The 16801-nt window shown below is 59.5% G+C and carries 14 protein-coding genes; all 14 read right to left on the bottom strand.

Annotated elements, in window-relative coordinates:
- Positions 1 to 8: 8 nt before the first annotated feature.
- Positions 9 to 1016, bottom strand: coding sequence for an NADH-quinone oxidoreductase subunit NuoH (gene nuoH, locus KDX39_RS15695; protein ID WP_004884642.1), 1008 nt, complete (start codon positions 1014 to 1016; stop codon positions 9 to 11).
- A complete protein-coding gene (gene nuoG / locus KDX39_RS15690) occupies positions 1013 to 3730 on the bottom strand; it encodes an NADH-quinone oxidoreductase subunit NuoG (protein WP_231660984.1) in 2718 nt (905 codons plus the stop codon). The genes nuoH and nuoG overlap by 4 nt, the downstream gene beginning before the upstream one ends.
- A 139-nt stretch (positions 3731 to 3869) precedes the next feature.
- Positions 3870 to 5228 (bottom strand): NADH-quinone oxidoreductase subunit NuoF, encoded by a 1359-nt coding sequence (nuoF, locus tag KDX39_RS15685; RefSeq protein WP_004884644.1) that lies wholly within the window; start codon positions 5226 to 5228, stop codon positions 3870 to 3872.
- The gene (gene nuoE, locus KDX39_RS15680; protein ID WP_024685527.1) at positions 5225 to 5722 is read right to left on the bottom strand and encodes an NADH-quinone oxidoreductase subunit NuoE; all 498 of its coding nucleotides are present in this window, start codon (positions 5720 to 5722) and stop codon (positions 5225 to 5227) included. Before nuoE ends, nuoF begins: the two co-directional genes overlap by 4 nt.
- Before the next feature lie 2 nt (positions 5723 to 5724).
- Positions 5725 to 7506, bottom strand: a complete 1782-nt coding sequence (nuoC, locus tag KDX39_RS15675; protein WP_099228005.1) for an NADH-quinone oxidoreductase subunit C/D — start codon at positions 7504 to 7506, stop codon at positions 5725 to 5727.
- 74 nt (positions 7507 to 7580) lie between these two features.
- Positions 7581 to 8255: a NuoB/complex I 20 kDa subunit family protein gene (locus KDX39_RS15670; RefSeq protein WP_004884656.1), complete on the bottom strand. Its 675-nt coding sequence runs from the start codon at positions 8253 to 8255 to the stop codon at positions 7581 to 7583.
- Between the two features lie 10 nt (positions 8256 to 8265).
- Positions 8266 to 8679 carry an NADH-quinone oxidoreductase subunit A gene (locus KDX39_RS15665; protein ID WP_002554011.1) on the bottom strand — a complete coding sequence of 138 codons (414 nt, stop codon included), beginning with the start codon at positions 8677 to 8679 and terminating at the stop codon, positions 8266 to 8268.
- A 452-nt stretch (positions 8680 to 9131) separates the two neighbouring features.
- Positions 9132 to 10457 (bottom strand): isocitrate lyase, encoded by a 1326-nt coding sequence (aceA, locus tag KDX39_RS15660; RefSeq protein WP_099228004.1) that lies wholly within the window; start codon positions 10455 to 10457, stop codon positions 9132 to 9134.
- A gap of 528 nt (positions 10458 to 10985) precedes the next feature.
- Positions 10986 to 11717 carry a secretin N-terminal domain-containing protein gene (locus KDX39_RS15655; RefSeq protein WP_231660983.1) on the bottom strand — a complete coding sequence of 244 codons (732 nt, stop codon included), beginning with the start codon at positions 11715 to 11717 and terminating at the stop codon, positions 10986 to 10988.
- 179 nt (positions 11718 to 11896) lie between these two features.
- The gene (locus KDX39_RS15650; RefSeq protein WP_184323330.1) at positions 11897 to 12319 is read right to left on the bottom strand and encodes a GNAT family N-acetyltransferase; all 423 of its coding nucleotides are present in this window, start codon (positions 12317 to 12319) and stop codon (positions 11897 to 11899) included.
- On the bottom strand, positions 12312 to 13478 hold the full coding sequence (locus tag KDX39_RS15645) for a ribosomal protein uL16 3-hydroxylase (protein ID WP_231660982.1): 1167 nt from the start codon (positions 13476 to 13478) through the stop codon (positions 12312 to 12314). Before KDX39_RS15645 ends, KDX39_RS15650 begins: the two co-directional genes overlap by 8 nt.
- Positions 13479 to 13539: 61 nt before the next feature.
- The gene (gene purB, locus KDX39_RS15640) at positions 13540 to 14910 is read right to left on the bottom strand and encodes an adenylosuccinate lyase (RefSeq protein WP_210041811.1); all 1371 of its coding nucleotides are present in this window, start codon (positions 14908 to 14910) and stop codon (positions 13540 to 13542) included.
- 131 nt (positions 14911 to 15041) lie between these two features.
- Entirely contained in the window at positions 15042 to 15662 is a 621-nt protein-coding gene (hflD, locus tag KDX39_RS15635; RefSeq protein ID WP_099227999.1) for a high frequency lysogenization protein HflD, read from the bottom strand.
- Complete coding sequence (gene mnmA / locus KDX39_RS15630) at positions 15662 to 16792, bottom strand: tRNA 2-thiouridine(34) synthase MnmA (RefSeq protein WP_231660981.1); 1131 nt, start codon at positions 16790 to 16792, stop codon at positions 15662 to 15664. The genes hflD and mnmA overlap by 1 nt, the downstream gene beginning before the upstream one ends.
- Between the last annotated feature and the right edge of the window lie 9 nt (positions 16793 to 16801).

The following is a 16801-nucleotide window of genomic DNA, read 5'->3' as shown; positions in this document are numbered from 1 at the left end:
TCAAATCCTCACTGAACCGAGCCTGCCGGTGTGTTCAACAACACAATCGCAGCAGTCACCAGCAAATTGATCAGGGTCAGCGGCAGACAGAATTTCCAGCTGAAATCCATGACCTGGTCATAACGTGGGCGCGGAATGGAAGCGCGCAACAGAATGAACAGCATGATGAAGAACGCGGTTTTCAGGGCGAACCAGAAGAAGGCCAGCGATGGCAGGATATCGAACGGGCCGTGCCAGCCGCCGAAGAACAGGGTTACCAGCAACGCCGAAATCAGAATGATGCCGATGTATTCGCCGACGAAGAACATGCCCCATTTCATGCCGGCATACTCAATGTGGTAACCGTCGGCCAGTTCCTGCTCGGCTTCCGGCTGGTCGAATGGGTGACGGTGAGTTACCGCCACGCCTGCGATGAAGAACGTACAGAAGCCGAAGAACTGCGGAATGATGAACCACAGGTTCTGCGCCTGATACTCGACAATGTCGCGCATGTTGAACGAGCCGACCTGCACCACGATGCCCATCAGCGCCAGGCCCATGAACACTTCGTAGGACACGGTCTGCGCCGAAGCGCGCAAGCTGCCCAGCAGGGCGAACTTGTTGTTGCTCGACCAGCCTGCGAACAGCACCGCGTACACCGAGAGACCGGCCATGGCGAAGAAGAACAGCAGACCGATGTTCAGATCCGCCACGCCCCAGGTCGGGGTGATCGGGATCACGGCGAATGCGATCAGCAGGGCGCTCATGGCCACGACCGGTGCCAGGGTGAAGATCACCTTGTCGGCGAACGGCGGCGTCCAGTCTTCCTTGAAGAACATCTTCAGCATGTCGGCGGCGATCTGGAACATGCCGAACGGGCCTACGCGGTTCGGACCGTAACGGTCCTGCCACCAGCCCAGCAAGCGACGTTCCACGAAACTGAGCAACGCACCGCAGACAACGACGGCCAGCAACACCACGATGGCCTTCACGACCGCGATGATTGCGTCAATCACTTCAGGGGTGAACCAGGTCATTGCGCTGCCTCCTGCAGACCATCAACGGATTTACCGAACACTGCCGCAGGAATGCCCGGCAGGCCTGCCGGCAATGCAACCAGACCGGCGCCGAGTTCTTCGTTGATGCGCAGCGGCAGTTTCAGTGTCTGGCCAGCGACATTGAGCGAGATCAGCGCGCCTTCGTTGACACCCAGACGATCCGCTTCCGACTTGGCCAGCGCCACGTAAGCCTGTGGAATCCGCTCCTGGACCGGGGCGGCCAAAGACGAGGTTTCATCGCTGCCGAACAGGTGGAAGAACGGCACCACCTGCCAGGTGCCGCGCTCTGGCGCGAATGCGCGGGGAACGCTGGCGAACCACGACAGAGCGTCGCCTTTGCTTTCGATCAGGCGAGTGCCTGGATCGCCTGCACGCAGGTGACCACCGACCTCGTCCTGGAATTTGTTCCAGGCCTGTGGCGAGTTCCAGCCCGGAGACCAGGCGAACGGCACTTGCTGACGCGGCTCGGCAGACCCCGAATAACCTTCCATGGAGAACGCAAACGCCGTGTCCTTGTCTTGCGAAGTGCGCGGTTCATGAACGCTGATGTTGGCGCGCATGGACGTGCGACCGCTGTAACGCAGCGGTTCGCGAGCGAGTTTCAGGCCCTTGATGCGGAACGAAGCCGATGGCGCAGCATTGACGATACCGGCCAGTTGCGCAGAGCTGCTCGCACAGGCTTCGGTGACATGGTCCAGTTGTGTCCAGTCTACCGGCCTGTTGAGCAGGGTCGCACGCAGGGCATGCAGCCAGCGCCAGCCTTCGTGGATCATGATGCTGGCATCCAGGTAGGTCGGATCGAACACCTGGAAGAAGCGCTGGGCGCGGCCTTCCTGGCTCACCAGCGTACCGTCGCCTTCGGCAAAACTGGCAGCAGGCAGGATCAGGTGGGCACGGTCGCTGGTAGGCGTCTTCTGATGATCGGCAACGATCACCACTTTCGCGGCACTCAATGCAGCGTCAACCAGCGAGGCATCGACACGGCGGTACAGGTCGTTTTCCAGCACAACGATTGCATCGGCCTTGCCGGAGATGACGGCCTGCAGTGCAGTGTCAACCGACTCACCGCCCAACATGGCCAGACCCATGCTGTTGGCTTCAGGCACGATCAGGCTGATGGAGCCTTGTTTGTCACGCAGCTTCAGGGCCTTGGCGATATTCGCGGCGGCTTCGATCAGCGCGGTCGAACCCAGTGAGCTGCCGGAAATGATCAAGGGGCGTTTCGCGGCGAGAAGGGCATCGGCTATGCGTTGCGCCAGTTCCAGCGCTTCGCTGTCCAGGCCTTCAACTGCAGGCGCGCTGGCGTCCAGAGCGTGGGCAACGGCGAAACCGATGCGGGCCAGGTCGTCGGGGGCCGCATGTACACATTCTTCGGCGACGTCGTCCAGGCGGGTTTCAGCCAGGCTGGCGATGAACAGCGGGTTCAGCTCGTGCTGACCGATGTTCTTCACGGCAGCGTCCAGCCATGGCTGGACTTTCATGGCCGCAGCCATGTCTTCGGCCTTGCCCTTGACGGCCTGACGCAGACCCAGCGCCATACGGGCAGCGGTCTGGGTCAGGTCTTCGCCCAAGACGAAGATGGCGTCGTGGTCTTCGATGTCACGCAGGGTCGGAACCGGCAGCGGACTGTCGTTCAGCACCTTCAGGATCAGACGGATGCGCTCCAGTTCACCGGCTTCGATGCCGCTGTAATAGTGCTCGGCACCCACCAGTTCGCGCAGGGCATAATTGCTTTCCAGGCTGGCGCGCGGCGAGCCGATACCGACGATGTTACGACCGCGCAGCAGATCGGCTGCCTTGTCCAGCGCCTCGTCCAGGCTCAGTTTGACCTGTCCATCGGCAAGCAGTGGCTGACGAGGACGATCCTTGCGGTTCACGTAGCCATAGCCGAAACGGCCGCGGTCGCACAGAAAGTACTGGTTCACGGAACCGTTGTAGCGGTTCTCGATGCGACGCAGCTCGCCATAACGCTCCCCGGGGCTGATGTTGCAGCCGCTGGAGCAACCATGGCAGATGCTTGGCGAGAACTGCATGTCCCATTTGCGGTTGTAGCGCTCGGAGTGGGTCTTGTCGGTGAACACCCCGGTCGGGCAGACCTCGGTGAGGTTGCCGGAGAACTCGCTTTCCAGCGTGCCGTCCTCGACGCGACCGAAGTAGACGTTGTCGTGCGCGCCGTAAACGCCCAGATCCGTGCCACCCGCATAATCCTTGTAGAACCGGACACAGCGATAGCAGGCAATGCAGCGGTTCATCTCGTGCGCGATGAACGGCCCCAGTTCCTGGTTCTGGTGGGTGCGTTTGGTGAAGCGATAACGGCGCTCGTTGTGGCCGGTCATCACTGTCATGTCTTGCAGGTGGCAATGACCGCCTTCTTCGCAGACCGGGCAGTCGTGCGGGTGGTTGGTCATCAGCCATTCAACGACACTGGCGCGGAACGCCTTGGATTCATCGTCTTCGATGGAAATCCAGGTGTTATCGGTGGCTGGCGTCATGCAGGACATGACGATACGACCACGCGTGTCGTTCTCGTCGGTGTACTGCTTGACCGCACACTGGCGACAGGCGCCAACGCTGCCCAAGGCAGGGTGCCAGCAGAAATAAGGAATATCGAGGCCCAGCGACAGGCAAGCCTGTAACAGGTTGTCTGCGCCATCGACTTCGAGGGCTTTGCCGTCTACGTGGATAGTAGCCATGGTTCAAAGATCTTCGTTGGCCCGTTGTCAGCAGGCGTGGCTAATGGAATCTCGGTAGTACCTGCAGCGCTCAGCCCGTCAGGGCGTCAGCAGGTACAAGGACGGCGGCCTTGAAAAGTCCGCCGCCCGGTGTGTCTTGTTATGCGCCGACCATGGTCGGACTTTTGCCGGGTGTCAGCGTGTCTGGTCGTGCGGGTGCGATACCGGCTTCGAACTCGGACCGGAAGTATTTGATCGCACTGCCCAGCGGCTCGACGGCTCCTGGTGCGTGTGCACAGAAGGTCTTGCCAGGGCCGAGGAAATTGACCAGGCCGAGCAGGGTTTCGATATCACCCGGCTGGCCCTGACCGTTCTCGATCGCGCGCAGCATCTTCACGCTCCACGGCAGGCCGTCGCGGCATGGCGTACAAAATCCGCAGGATTCCTGGGCAAAGAACTCTTCCATGTTGCGCAGCAGCGAAACCATGTTCACCGAGTCATCGACCGCCATCGCCAGACCGGTACCCATCCGCGTACCGACCTTGGCAATGCCACCGGCATACATCTGGGCATCCAGATGCTCCGGCAGCAGGAAGCCTGTACCGGCACCGCCAGGCTGCCAGCACTTGAGCTTGAAGCCGTCGCGCATGCCACCGGCGTAGTCTTCGAACAGTTCGCGAGCCTGCACGCCGAATGGCAGCTCCCACAGGCCGGGGTTCTTGACCTTGCCGGAGAAGCCCATCAGCTTGGTGCCATGGTCTTCACTGCCTTCGCGGGCAAGCGACTTGTACCAGTCGTTGCCGTTGTTGACGATGGCTGGCACGTTGCACAGGGTTTCGACGTTGTTCACGCAGGTAGGCTTGCCCCAGACACCCACGGCAGCGGGGAAGGGCGGCTTGGAGCGCGGGTTGGCGCGGCGGCCTTCCAGGGAGTTGATCAGTGCGGTCTCTTCACCGCAGATGTAACGACCGGCGCCGGTGTGCACGAACAGCTCGAAATCGAAACCGGTGCCCAGAATGTTCTTGCCCAGCAGTCCCGCTGCCTTGGCCTCGGCCACGGCGCGGTTCAGGTGCTTGGCCGCCGTCACGTATTCACCACGCAGGAAGATGTAGCCACGATAGGCTTTCAGGGCCTTGGCGCTGATCAGCATGCCCTCTACCAGCAGATGGGGCAGTTGCTCCATCAGCATGCGGTCTTTCCAGGTGTTGGGCTCCATCTCGTCCGCGTTGCACAGCAGATAACGGATGTTCATGGACTCGTCTTTTGGCATCAGGCCCCACTTCACGCCAGTGGGGAAGCCTGCGCCGCCGCGACCCTTGAGGCCGGAGTCCTTGACGGACTGGACGATTTCGTCGGCCGACTGCTGGAGCAGCGCCTTGCGCGCTGCTGCGTATCCGTCTTTGGTCTGGTATTCGTCAAGCCACACTGGTTCGCCGTCATCACGCAGACGCCAGGTCAACGGGTGAGTTTCTGCGGTGCGCGCAATGCGGTTCGCAGGGCCGAAGGACGTGATGGTCATAGGTAACCCTCCAGCATCTTGGCTACGCCAGCAGGCTGTACGTCGCCGAAAGTATCGTCATCGACCATCACGGCCGGAGCCTTGTCGCAGTTGCCCAGGCAGCAGACGGGCAGCAGGGTGAAGCGGCCGTCTTCGGTGGTTTGACCCAGACCGATGCCCAGCGAACTCTTGATCTCGTCGACCACTGATTCGTGGCCGCCGATGAAGCAAACCATGCTGTTGCAGACACGAATGATGTGACGCCCGACCGGCTGACGGAAAATCTGGCTGTAGAAGGTGGCCACGCCTTCGACGTCGCTGGCAGGAATGCCCAGCAGATCGCCAATGGCGTAGATCGCACCGTCCGGCACCCAGCCACGTTCCTTCTGAACGATCTTCAGGGCTTCGATGGATGCCGCTCGCGGATCCTCGTAGTGATGCATTTCATGCTCGATGGCCGAGCGCTCTGTTTCGCTCAGCGCGAAACGGTCTGTCTGGATAAGCGGGCTGTTCATGCTTAGCGGTCCACGTCGGCCATAACGAAATCGATACTACCCAGGTACGCGATCAAGTCCGCGACCATGCTGCCTTTGATCACCGAAGGGATCTGCTGCAGGTGCGGGAAGCTTGGGGTGCGGATCCGGGTACGGTAGCTCATTGTGCCGCCGTCGCTCGTCAGGTAATAGCTGTTGATACCCTTGGTCGCTTCAATCATCTGGAAGGACTCGTTGGCCGGCATGACCGGGCCCCACGAAACCTGCAGGAAGTGCGTGATCAGGGTTTCGATATGCTGCAGCGTGCGCTCTTTTGGCGGCGGCGTGGTCAGCGGGTGATCCGCCTTGTACGGGCCGGCCGGCATGTTGCGCATGCACTGGTCGATGATCTTGATGCTCTGGCGCATTTCTTCCACACGCACCATGCAACGGTCGTACGCATCACCATGGACAGCCAGCGGGACTTCGAACTCGAAGTTCTCGTAACCCGAATAGGGACGAGCCTTGCGCAGGTCGAAGTCCAGGCCGGTGGCACGCAGGCTTGGGCCGGTAACGCCCCAGTCCAGCGCTTCCTTTGTGTTGTAGGCAGCAACGCCGACCGTACGTCCCTTGAGGATGCTGTTCTGCAATGCAGCCTTGGTGTATTCGTCGAGCCGCTTCGGCAGCCAGTCCACGAAGTCCTTGACCAGTTTTTCCCAGCCGCGTGGCAGATCGTGTGCAACACCGCCGATGCGATACCAGGCCGGGTGCAGACGGAAACCGGTAATGGCCTCGATCACCGTGTACGCCTTCTGGCGGTCGGTGAAAGTGAAGAACACCGGAGTCATCGCGCCCACGTCCTGAATATAGGTACCCAGGAACAGCAAGTGGCTGGTGATACGGAAGAACTCGGCCATCATGATACGAATCACGTTGACGCGATCAGGCACGGTGATACCGGCCAGCTTCTCGACCGAAAGCACGTACGGCAGGTTATTCATTACCCCGCCCAGGTAATCGATGCGGTCGGTGTAAGGGATGTAGCTGTGCCAGGACTGGCGCTCGCCCATCTTCTCGGCACCACGGTGGTGATAGCCGATGTCCGGAACGCAGTCGACGATTTCTTCGCCGTCCAGTTGCAGGATGATACGGAACGCACCGTGAGCCGAAGGGTGGTTCGGACCCAGGTTGAGGAACATGTAGTCCTCGTTCTTGCCGGAACGCTTCATGCCCCAGGCTTCCGGATTGAAGCGCGCGGCTTCTTCTTCCAGTTGCTGCTTGGCCAGTGTCAGGCTGTAGGGGTCGAATTCGGTTGCGCGCGCAGGGAAGTCCTTGCGCAGCGGGTGACCTTCCCAGGTCGGCGGCATCATGATGCGGGTCAGGTGCGGGTGGCCCGGGAAATCGATCCCGAACATGTCCCACACTTCTCGCTCGTACCAGTTGGCGTTAGGCCAGATACCGGTTACGGTCGGAACGCTCAGGTCGCCTTCCGACAGCGCTACCTTGATCATGACGTCGCTGTTACGTTCTATCGACATCAGGTGATAGAACACAGTGAAGTCGGCGCCAGGCAGATTACGGCGGTGGGTGCGCAGGCGCTCGTCCACGCCATGCAGGTCGTAGAGCATGGCGTATGGCTTGGACACCTGGCGCAGGAACGTCAGGATTTCAACTAACCGGGCGCGCTCGACCCACAGCACAGGCATGCCGGTGCGGGTCGGTTGGGCCGTGAAGGCCTCGGCGCCAAAACGGTTGTTCAGTTCAACGACGACATCTTGGTCGTCAGCCTTGTAAGGCGGGATGTACAGAGCGTTGTCTGCAGTCATAGGTCTCAATCACTTCGGTCAACGTACAGAATCAACCCCGGTTCCTGTCTTTTTTATAAGAAGAACGGGCTGGATCAGACTTCGTCGGGGCTGCGCAGGTTGGTGACCTGAATACGCTGTTCGCGGCGCTGTTCCTTTTGCGACGGCATGTCGGCGCGATAGACGCCTTGATCACCGACGACCCAGGAAAGTGGGCGACGCTCCTGGCCGATGGATTCCTGCAGCAGCATCAGGCCTTGCAGGAATGCCTCGGGGCGGGGCGGGCAGCCGGGCACGTAGACATCCACGGGGAGGAACTTGTCCACACCTTGAACCACGGAATAGATGTCGTACATGCCACCGGAGTTGGCACAGGCGCCCATGGAAATGACCCATTTCGGTTCAAGCATCTGTTCATACAGACGCTGAATGATGGGAGCCATCTTCAGGAAAGGCGTACCGGCGATTACCATGAAATCCGCCTGACGTGGCGAAGCCCGGATAACCTCGGCGCCAAAGCGCGCGATGTCGTGAGGAGCCGTGAAGGCAGTGGTCATTTCCACGTAGCAGCACGACAGGCCGAAGTTGTAGGGCCACAGGGAATTTTTACGTCCCCAGTTGACCGCGCCGTTCAGCACGTCTTCAAGCTTGCCCATGAAAATGTTTTTGTGGACTTGGTCTTCTAACGGATCGGAAACGGTTTCCCGTTTGCCGATGGGGTACTGCTCGTTAGGAGCGTCCGGGTCGATCCTTGTAAGGTTGTATTGCATCGCCAAAGCCTCATTGTTTCAGCTTCGCTTGCCGGTTACGGCGACCTTCAGGAGCCCAATCAAGTGCTCCAACCCGCCATAGGTAGACAAGACCTGCCAACAGAATTGCTATGAAAACGAGAGCTTCGACGAATCCGGTCCAGCCGCTTTCGCGGACGGACACAGACCAGGCAAAGAGAAAAAGGGCTTCAATGTCAAAGATCACGAAAAGCATCGCGACCAGATAGAATTTTGCGGAGAGACGCAGACGCGCGCTGCCCGTGGGCAACATGCCGGATTCGAAAGGTTCGTTTTTGCTGCGGCCCCAGGCCTTGCTTCCGAGCAGGCTGGAGAGACCGAGCATGAAGGCGCAAAGGCCGACAACACCCAAAAGGAAAATGGCGAAGCCCCAGTTGTGGGCAATCAATCCTGTCGATTCGGGCATGCTGGCAGTCCTTGTTAGAGAGCAAAGGTCTCTGTGCTTGATAAAGAGTCGAGGCAGTGACGAAATGTCGCAGAGCGGTCAACGCGATGATTTTATGTGCAAACAGTTGGCAAGTAAATTTTCTACATCAAATTTATTCAACGAATCAATCGGCTATAAGCCCGAAACAAGGCCCAAGGGCCTGCCAGGCGGGCGTTACAGCGCATTTTGCCAATTATGTATCAACCGGTCGAAAATGAATGAAACGCAATTTGAATGATAATTGATATCATTTGAGGGGTTCTGTTAGTTCAACCTGCCATAGTTACGCCATGAGTTGATTAAGAGTCTGCAGGTTTTATCGCATTGCGCGCAGAGTCTTACATTGTCCCGGATCAATACAGTGCACCGATGCCCGGGAATAAAAAAACCGCCCCTTGGGGCGGTTTTTATCTGGCGCATTGCCGGTTGGATCAGTGGAACTGTTCTTCTTCAGTCGAGCCGGTCAAAGCAGTGACCGACGACACGCCGCCCTGGATCACGGTGGTCATGTCGTCGAAGTAGCCAGTGCCCACTTCCTGCTGGTGGGCCACGAAGGTGTAGCCTTTGGCGGCGTCGGCGAACTCCTGTTCCTGCAGTTTCACGTAAGCGGTCATGTCGTTGCGGGCATAGTCGTGCGCGAGGTTAAACATGCTGTGCCACATGTTATGGATGCCGGCCAGGGTGATGAACTGGTGTTTGTAGCCCATTGCCGACAGCTCGCGCTGAAATTTCGCGATGGTCGCGTCGTCCAGATTCTTCTTCCAGTTGAAGGAAGGCGAGCAGTTATAAGACAGCAGCTGGTCCGGGTATTCCTTTTTGATCGCCTCGGCGAAGCGACGTGCTTCGTCCAGATCCGGTTTTGCGGTCTCGCACCAGATCAGATCGGCGTATGGCGCGTAGGCCAGGCCGCGGGAGATCGCCTGATCCAGACCGGCACGGACCTTGTAGAAACCTTCCGGCGTGCGCTGACCGGTCACGAACGGCTTGTCGTAAGGGTCGCAGTCCGAGGTCAGCAAGTCCGCGGCGTTGGCGTCGGTACGGGCCAGAATGATGGTCGGCACGCCTGCTACGTCGGCAGCCAGGCGGGCAGCCACCAGCTTCTGAATGGCTTCCTGAGTGGGCACGAGCACTTTGCCACCCATATGACCGCATTTCTTCACCGAGGCCAGTTGGTCCTCGAAGTGAACGCCGGCGGCACCGGCCTCGATCATGCTTTTCATCAGCTCGTAGGCGTTCAGTACGCCGCCGAAACCAGCTTCTGCGTCTGCCACGATGGGCGCGAAATAGTCGATATAGCCTTCATCACCCGGATTCTTGCCGGCTTTCCACTGAATCTGGTCTGCACGGCGGAACGAGTTATTGATGCGCTTGACCACGGTCGGCACCGAATCAACCGGGTACAGCGACTGATCCGGGTACATGGACTCGGCAGAGTTGTTGTCGGCGGCAACCTGCCAGCCGGAGAGGTAGATCGCCTGAATGCCAGCCTTGACCTGCTGAACCGCCTGGCCGCCTGTCAGCGCGCCCATACAGTTGACGAAGTCCTTGTCAGGCCGGAAGGATGGCCTAGCACCTTGCGTGACCAGATTCCAGAGCTTGTCGGCGCCCATTTTTGCGAGGGTGTGTTCCGGTTGAACCGAGCCACGCAAGCGGACCACATCAGCGGCGGAATAGGTACGGGTCACGTGTTTCCAGCGCGGATTTTCGGCCCAGTCTTTCTCGAGAGCCGCTATTTGTTGTTCGCGTGTCAGTGCCATGGAGATAAACCTCTAGAAGTAGGTCTTGTTGGAAAGTCCTGCTCCGCCAAAACGCCTTGTTTATCGAAGGCACGGTAGATGGCTGCTCGCTGACAAGAGACCCTGCGTCGGGCCGGGGCTTGACTGACTGCGATGGATGAACGATGGCTCGAGGAGAGAGAGCAGGGCGCCGGGCATGACTCAGTCAAGTGGACAGTCTGGCTCGTGGATGCCGTTGTGCGTCACCAAAAGCCTTGCCGGGTTACCGTTTACGCTTCCGTCCCTCGGGACAACTTCGTTCCAGTCGCAACCTCGTCAAACTGCCTTGTGGGCGGTGCGGACACGAATCGGCTCTAGTGGGTGGGTCAGAGCGGCGATTCGAAGGCCTGTTCAGGGCCTCTGATCAGCGGGAGCGAGGCAATCATGCCTCGCGGTTTTTTGTCCGTCAAACAATTTGTAGTGCTTTTTATAAATTACTACATATCTGTTTGAAAGCGACCGGTTGGTCATTAAAAGCCCCGCAGGTATTGGCTTTCAGGCGTGCGCAGGCTATTCGAGGGCTTGCACCATTACGCGCAGTACCATGTCATCCCGACCCTGGGTCGAATAGCGTTGGGCGACGCCGCTCTGATCGGCCATCGACTGGTCGCTGCTACTGGCCAGCGTGATCCATTCACCGAGGCGGCCGCTGACCTGGCTGTCGGTGCTTTGCACCTTGATGGCGTCAGGACGTTCCTGGCTCATCCGGTCGCGGTTGGTGCTGATGTTCAGGTGCACGGTTTCGCCTGTAACGCTGGCGGTGACGTAAAACCCCTGAGTCACGTTGCGGTATTCGGTATTGCTCTGCGCGTAGCCGTAAGAGTCGGTAGACGAGGTGGTCAAGGGCACGCTTTGTCCGACCTGGATGAGCGCTGGCGTGCCCTCTGTGGCTTGTATCTGTTGCACCCCGCCTTCGCGACTGACGGTGCCGTAGTTAATGACCCGGGACCCGTTGGCGCTGCGAGAGGCGTTTTCACTGGTGTCCACGCTGATGAGCAGGCGCTTGGGCGCGGTATCGAGTTGCGAAATCAAGGTGCGAAGTTCCTCGATCTTGCGTGAATCCGCATTGACGACAAGCTGGTTTCCGTAAGCGCTGACCGTGCCCTCCTGCCCGAGGAAGGATTTGGCAACGGGCAGCAGATCGGCACTGGTCCGGTAATTCAGCGGTACAACTTCCGTCGCCGCGAGTGTGCAGGTGCTGAATATGATCAGCAGCGAGGCGAGCAGGGTACGTCCTGACATGTCCAGTCTCCGCAATGATTGCGTAAAGCATGAGTGTGCCATGTTGTCGGCCTGTAGCGAGCAAGCTGAATGCCCGGATGGCAAAACGCCCCGAGATTTTTATCTCAGCCTGTTCCGGCTGGAAAAAAATCGGGGCGTCATGTTTTGTAGTGCGTTTATAAGCGCCTACATGCCTTGGTTCAGGCCTGTCGGACCATGTTCACGTGTGGCAGTCCTGCTTCGAGAAACTCGTCACTGACCACGGTGAAGCCGAAACGCTCGTAAAACGCGATGGCTTGAACCTGGGCACTGAGTTTCTGCTCCTTCAAGCCACGCTTCTCGGCCTCGCTGATCGCGGCGGTCAGCAGGGCTTCACCGACCTTGAGGCCTCGCCAGTCTTTGAGCACAGACAGTCGACCAATTTCACCATCCTGCAGGAGGCGGGCAGTGCCGATCGGGTAATCGCCCTCGGAGGCCAGGAAGTGCACGGCATCCATGTCCTCCGAGTCCCACTCCAGTTCTGGCGGAACCGATTGCTCGGCGATGAAGACCGCATCGCGGATGCGCCTGATATCGGCGTTTTTTCTCTGCCAGTCTGCAACAGATACGGTGACTTTATTCATCGGCAAATCCCAGGCTTCCTTGTTTTACGAGTTCGCAAAGCAGATTGCGTCCTTCGTCATCGGCCAACCATTGGCCAAGGTTTTCGCTGTGCAGTGCATCGGCAGCGCAGATCAATTTGAGCAGTTCGCGCAGGTTGCCCGGCAACAGGCGGCTCTGGCCACTGGCAAACAGTAGCAGATCATCGTCCACTTCCGACCAGGCCAGGCGTGCGCTCGGATTGCGAATGAGCACTGCACCCTGTTCCAGGCTGTCGAGCAGATCGTCTTCGGCCAGTTCCGGGCCAGTTACCAGTTCCGGGTAGCGTGGCTCGGTCATGAACTGCCCGAACCAGGTCAGCAGCAGGCGCTCGTCGCCCATGTGTTCGGCCAGCAGGGCCTTGAGGCGACCCAGTGCGTCGTGCTGGATCTGGTGCGGATCGCTGACCGGCTGTGCGTCTGCGTCGGTGTAGCGCTCTTCGTCGGAGATGAACTGGCTGAGGAAGTCAGTGAAGTGGGTCAACACTTCGGCGGCTCCCGGAGCGCGGAAGCCCACCGAGTAGGTCAGGCAGTCGTCTACGGCTACGCCGCAGTGGGCCAGGCGCGGAGGCAGGTAAAGCATGTCGCCCGGCTCCAGCGTCCATTCTTCGGTCGCTTCGAAGTCGGCAAGAATGCGCAGGTCTGCATGCTGCAGAAGAGGGCTGTCGGAGTCGCACATCTGGCCGATCTGCCAGTGACGCTTGCCGTGGCCCTGAAGCAGAAATACGTCGTAATTGTCGAAATGCGGGCCAACGCTGCCGCCCGGTGCGGCGTAGCTGATCATCACGTCGTCGATACGCCAGCTCGGCAGGAAGCGGAAGTGTTCCAGCAGTTCGCTGACCTCCGGAACGAACTGATCAACTGCCTGGACCAGCAGGGTCCACTCACGCTCAGGCAGTTTGCTGAACTCGTCTTCGGCGAACGGGCCGCGACGCAGCTCCCAGGGGCGCTCGCCCTTTTCGATGACCAGTCGCGACTCGACCTCTTCTTCCAGGGCCAGGCCAGCCAGCTCGTCTGCATCGATCGGACTCTGGAAGTCCGGCAATGCCTGACGGATCAGCAACGGCTTTTTCTGCCAGTAGTCACGCATGAAGACGCGTGCGCTGATGCCGCCCAGAAGTTGAAGAGGAATATCAGGATTCATGTGTAAGCCCTTGAAATGAAAACGCCCGGCACAGCCGGGCGTGTGCAAATTGTCTTGCGTGTCAGATGCGCTTGGCTTGAGCTGCCGCGTTGCCGATGTAATTGGCGGGGGTGAGCGTTTTCAGCTCGGCCTTCGCTTCGGCAGGCATGTCCAGGCCGTCGATGAAAGTTTGCAACGCTTCCGGGCTGATGCCCTTGCCGCGTGTCAGTTCTTTCAGCTTTTCGTACGGGTTTTCGATGTTGTACCGACGCATGACGGTCTGGATCGGCTCGGCTAGCACTTCCCAGCAGGCGTCCAGATCGGCAGCGATGCGTTGTTCGTTCAGTTCCAGCTTGCCGATGCCTTTGAGGCTGGCTTCGTAGGCGATCACGCTGTGGGCGAAACCGACACCCAGATTGCGCAGCACGGTGGAGTCGGTCAGGTCACGCTGCCAGCGGGAGATCGGCAGTTTGCTGGCCAGGTGCTGGAACAGTGCGTTGGCGATGCCCAGGTTGCCTTCGGAGTTCTCGAAGTCGATTGGGTTGACCTTGTGCGGCATGGTCGACGAGCCGATCTCGCCCGCGATGGTGCGCTGTTTGAAATAACCCAGGGAGATGTAGCCCCAGATGTCGCGGTCGAAGTCGATCAGGATGGTGTTGAAGCGTGCAACGGCATCGAACAGCTCGGCGATATAGTCGTGCGGCTCGATCTGAGTGGTGTAGGGGTTGAAGCCCAGGCCCAGTTCATCTTCGATGAATGCACGCGCGTTGGCTTCCCAATCGATATCGGCGTAGGCGGACAAGTGTGCGTTGTAGTTGCCCACCGCACCGTTGATCTTGCCCAGCAGTGGCACTGCCGCGATCTGTGCGATCTGGCGCTCCAGTCGGTAGACGACGTTGGCCAGTTCCTTGCCCAGAGTGGTCGGAGAGGCGGGCTGACCGTGGGTGCGCGATAGCATTGGCACATCGGCGAAACGGATGGCCAGTTCACGGATGGAGTCGGCGATCTGGCGCATCAGCGGCAGCATGACGGTGTCGCGGCCTTCGCGCAGCATCAGCGCGTGGGACAGATTGTTGATGTCCTCGCTGGTGCAGGCGAAATGGATGAATTCGCTGACTTTTTCCAGCTCGGGCAGTTTGGCAGCCTGTTCCTTGAGCAGGTACTCCACGGCTTTCACGTCGTGGTTGGTCGTGCGCTCGATCTCTTTCACGCGCTCGGCGTGGTCCACGGAGAAGTCTTCGGCCAGCGTGTTGAGGATGGCGTTGGCCTGTGCGGAGAATGCCGGGACTTCAGTGATCTGCGGGTGGGCCGCCAGACGCTGGAGCCAGCGGACTTCGACCATCACACGAAAACGGATCAGGCCGTATTCGCTGAAAATAGGGCGTAGAGCCTGGGTTTTGCCGGCGTAGCGGCCATCAACAGGGGAAACCGCAGTGAGCGAAGAAAGCTGCATGGGATGCTCTCGGACAGTCGGGCAACGAAAAGGGCGCGTATCATACATGAAAAATCAGTCCGACTGAGGCGGACTGACCAGCGTAGATCGCACCATGCCTGTGGTGGTGGGGGTCATTGTGGCGCAGCGGGTCAGCCGTGCAGCAATGGGTAAAGTTCTTTCAATAGCTTGCGTCGATTGAAGACCAGCTGCCAGCGATGACCGCCAACCTGTCGCCACAACCGCGCCGAGCGAATCCCGGCCAGCAACAGGGCACGAATCTTCGATGCGTTGTTGGGTTGTTGCAGATTGCGCATGTCGCCGTGCACCTGGATACGCTGGCGCAATGTGCTCAGCGTATCCTGATACAGAGCGCCCGTGGCGGCGATGACATTCTCGTGGGCTACACCAAAATGCTCGGCCTGGGACTGAATCACCGGAATCCGTTTGCCGATCACTTCCAGCATGTCGTCACGCTTGGCGAGCTGGCGCTCCAGGCCAAGCATGGCCAGGGCATAGCGGAGCGGCTCGCGCTGCAGGGTCGCGGGATCTCGCTCCAGAGCGCTGACCATCGCGCGATAGCCTTCATGCAGGTTCAGGTCGTCACCGCCATATACGTCCAGCGTGTCCTTGGGGTCGATCACCAGCAGGCTGCCGATCATACAGCTCATCGCCGCTTCGCTGACCTGGCCGGTCTTGGCGATCCGGTCGACCAGCACGGCGGCCTGGAATACGCCACCCAGCGCGATCAGTTGTTCCTGAGTCGGGGTCATCAACGCTTGTCCTTGCTGGTCCAGGGTTCGGCGACTTCGATCACGCCGCCGCCCAGGCAGATTTCGCCATCGTAGAACACGACGGACTGGCCGGGTGTGACCGCACGCTGCGGTTCGTCGAACGTGGCGCGATAACCGTCAGCCGTTTTCTCCAGCGTGCAGTGCTGGTCGCCCTGGCGATAACGAACCTTGGCAGTCAGCTTGCGCGGGCTGCTCAGGTCGATGGGGTTGACCCAGTAGATTTCCGAAGAGACCAGCGCCCGTGAGAACAGCCAAGGGTGATCATTGCCCTGGCCGACAATCAGTTCGTTGTGCTCCAGGTCCTTGACCAGGACGTACCACGGATCATCGCTGGCATCCTTGAGGCCACCAATGCCCAGGCCCTGACGCTGGCCGATGGTGTGGTACATCAGTCCGCTGTGGCGGCCGATCACTTCACCTTCGGTGGTCTTGATCTCGCCCGGCTGGGCGGGCAGGTACTGGCGCAGGAAGTCGGTGAAGCGACGCTCGCCGATAAAGCAGATCCCGGTGGAATCCTTTTTCCTGGCGGTCGCCAGGCCATGCTTTTCAGCGATGGCACGCACTTCCGGCTTTTCCAGTTCGCCGACCGGAAACAGCGTTCTGGCGATCTGTTCGCCACCCACCGCATGCAGGAAATAGCTCTGGTCCTTGTTCGAGTCCAGCCCCTTGAGCAGTTCGGTACGGCCGTCGATATCCCGGCGGCGCACATAGTGGCCGGTGGCAATCAGGTCGGCACCCAGCATCAGGGCGTAGTCGAGGAAGGCCTTGAACTTGATTTCCCGGTTGCAGAGGATGTCCGGGTTGGGGGTGCGTCCGGCCTTGTATTCTTCCAGGAAGTGTTCGAACACATTGTCCCAGTACTCGGCGGCAAAGTTGGCCGTGTGCAGCTTGATGCCGATCTTGTCGCACACAGCCTGAGCGTCGGCCAGGTCTTCGCGGGCGGTGCAATATTCCGTTCCGTCGTCTTCTTCCCAGTTCTTCATGAACAGGCCTTCCACCTGATAACCCTGCTCCATGAGCAGTACGGCGGAAACGGAAGAGTCCACGCCGCCGGACATGCCGACGATCACGCGCTTCATTTCTGAGTTGGAGGGAGCTGGATCACGCATAGGGATTCA

The organism is Pseudomonas sp. CDFA 610 (assembly GCF_021147865.1).
Taxonomy (GTDB): Bacteria; Pseudomonadota; Gammaproteobacteria; order Pseudomonadales; family Pseudomonadaceae; genus Aquipseudomonas; species Aquipseudomonas alliivorans.
The sequence above is the reverse complement of the archived record's forward strand: the minus strand, read 5'-3'. Positions and strand labels throughout refer to the sequence as shown.

What these genes read in the sequence shown, in the direction of transcription:
- nuoC (WP_099228005.1), bottom strand. Translation starts at nt 7,506, where the DNA reads ATGACTGCAGACAACGCTCTGTACATCCCGCCTTACAAGGCTGACGAC.
- aceA (WP_099228004.1), bottom strand. Translation starts at nt 10,457, where the DNA reads ATGGCACTGACACGCGAACAACAAATAGCGGCTCTCGAGAAAGACTGG.
- KDX39_RS15670 (WP_004884656.1), bottom strand. Translation starts at nt 8,255, where the DNA reads ATGCAATACAACCTTACAAGGATCGACCCGGACGCTCCTAACGAGCAG.
- hflD (WP_099227999.1), bottom strand. Translation starts at nt 15,662, where the DNA reads ATGACCCCGACTCAGGAACAACTGATCGCGCTGGGTGGCGTATTCCAG.
- purB (WP_210041811.1), bottom strand. Translation starts at nt 14,910, where the DNA reads ATGCAGCTTTCTTCGCTCACTGCGGTTTCCCCTGTTGATGGCCGCTAC.
- KDX39_RS15665 (WP_002554011.1), bottom strand. Translation starts at nt 8,679, where the DNA reads ATGCCCGAATCGACAGGATTGATTGCCCACAACTGGGGCTTCGCCATT.
- KDX39_RS15650 (WP_184323330.1), bottom strand. Translation starts at nt 12,319, where the DNA reads ATGAATAAAGTCACCGTATCTGTTGCAGACTGGCAGAGAAAAAACGCC.
- nuoH (WP_004884642.1), bottom strand. Translation starts at nt 1,016, where the DNA reads ATGACCTGGTTCACCCCTGAAGTGATTGACGCAATCATCGCGGTCGTG.
- KDX39_RS15655 (WP_231660983.1), bottom strand. Translation starts at nt 11,717, where the DNA reads ATGTCAGGACGTACCCTGCTCGCCTCGCTGCTGATCATATTCAGCACC.
- nuoG (WP_231660984.1), bottom strand. Translation starts at nt 3,730, where the DNA reads ATGGCTACTATCCACGTAGACGGCAAAGCCCTCGAAGTCGATGGCGCA.
- mnmA (WP_231660981.1), bottom strand. Translation starts at nt 16,792, where the DNA reads ATGCGTGATCCAGCTCCCTCCAACTCAGAAATGAAGCGCGTGATCGTC.
- nuoF (WP_004884644.1), bottom strand. Translation starts at nt 5,228, where the DNA reads ATGACCATCACGTCCTTCGGCCCTGCGAACCGCATTGCGCGCACCGCA.
- KDX39_RS15645 (WP_231660982.1), bottom strand. Translation starts at nt 13,478, where the DNA reads ATGAATCCTGATATTCCTCTTCAACTTCTGGGCGGCATCAGCGCACGC.
- nuoE (WP_024685527.1), bottom strand. Translation starts at nt 5,722, where the DNA reads ATGAACAGCCCGCTTATCCAGACAGACCGTTTCGCGCTGAGCGAAACA.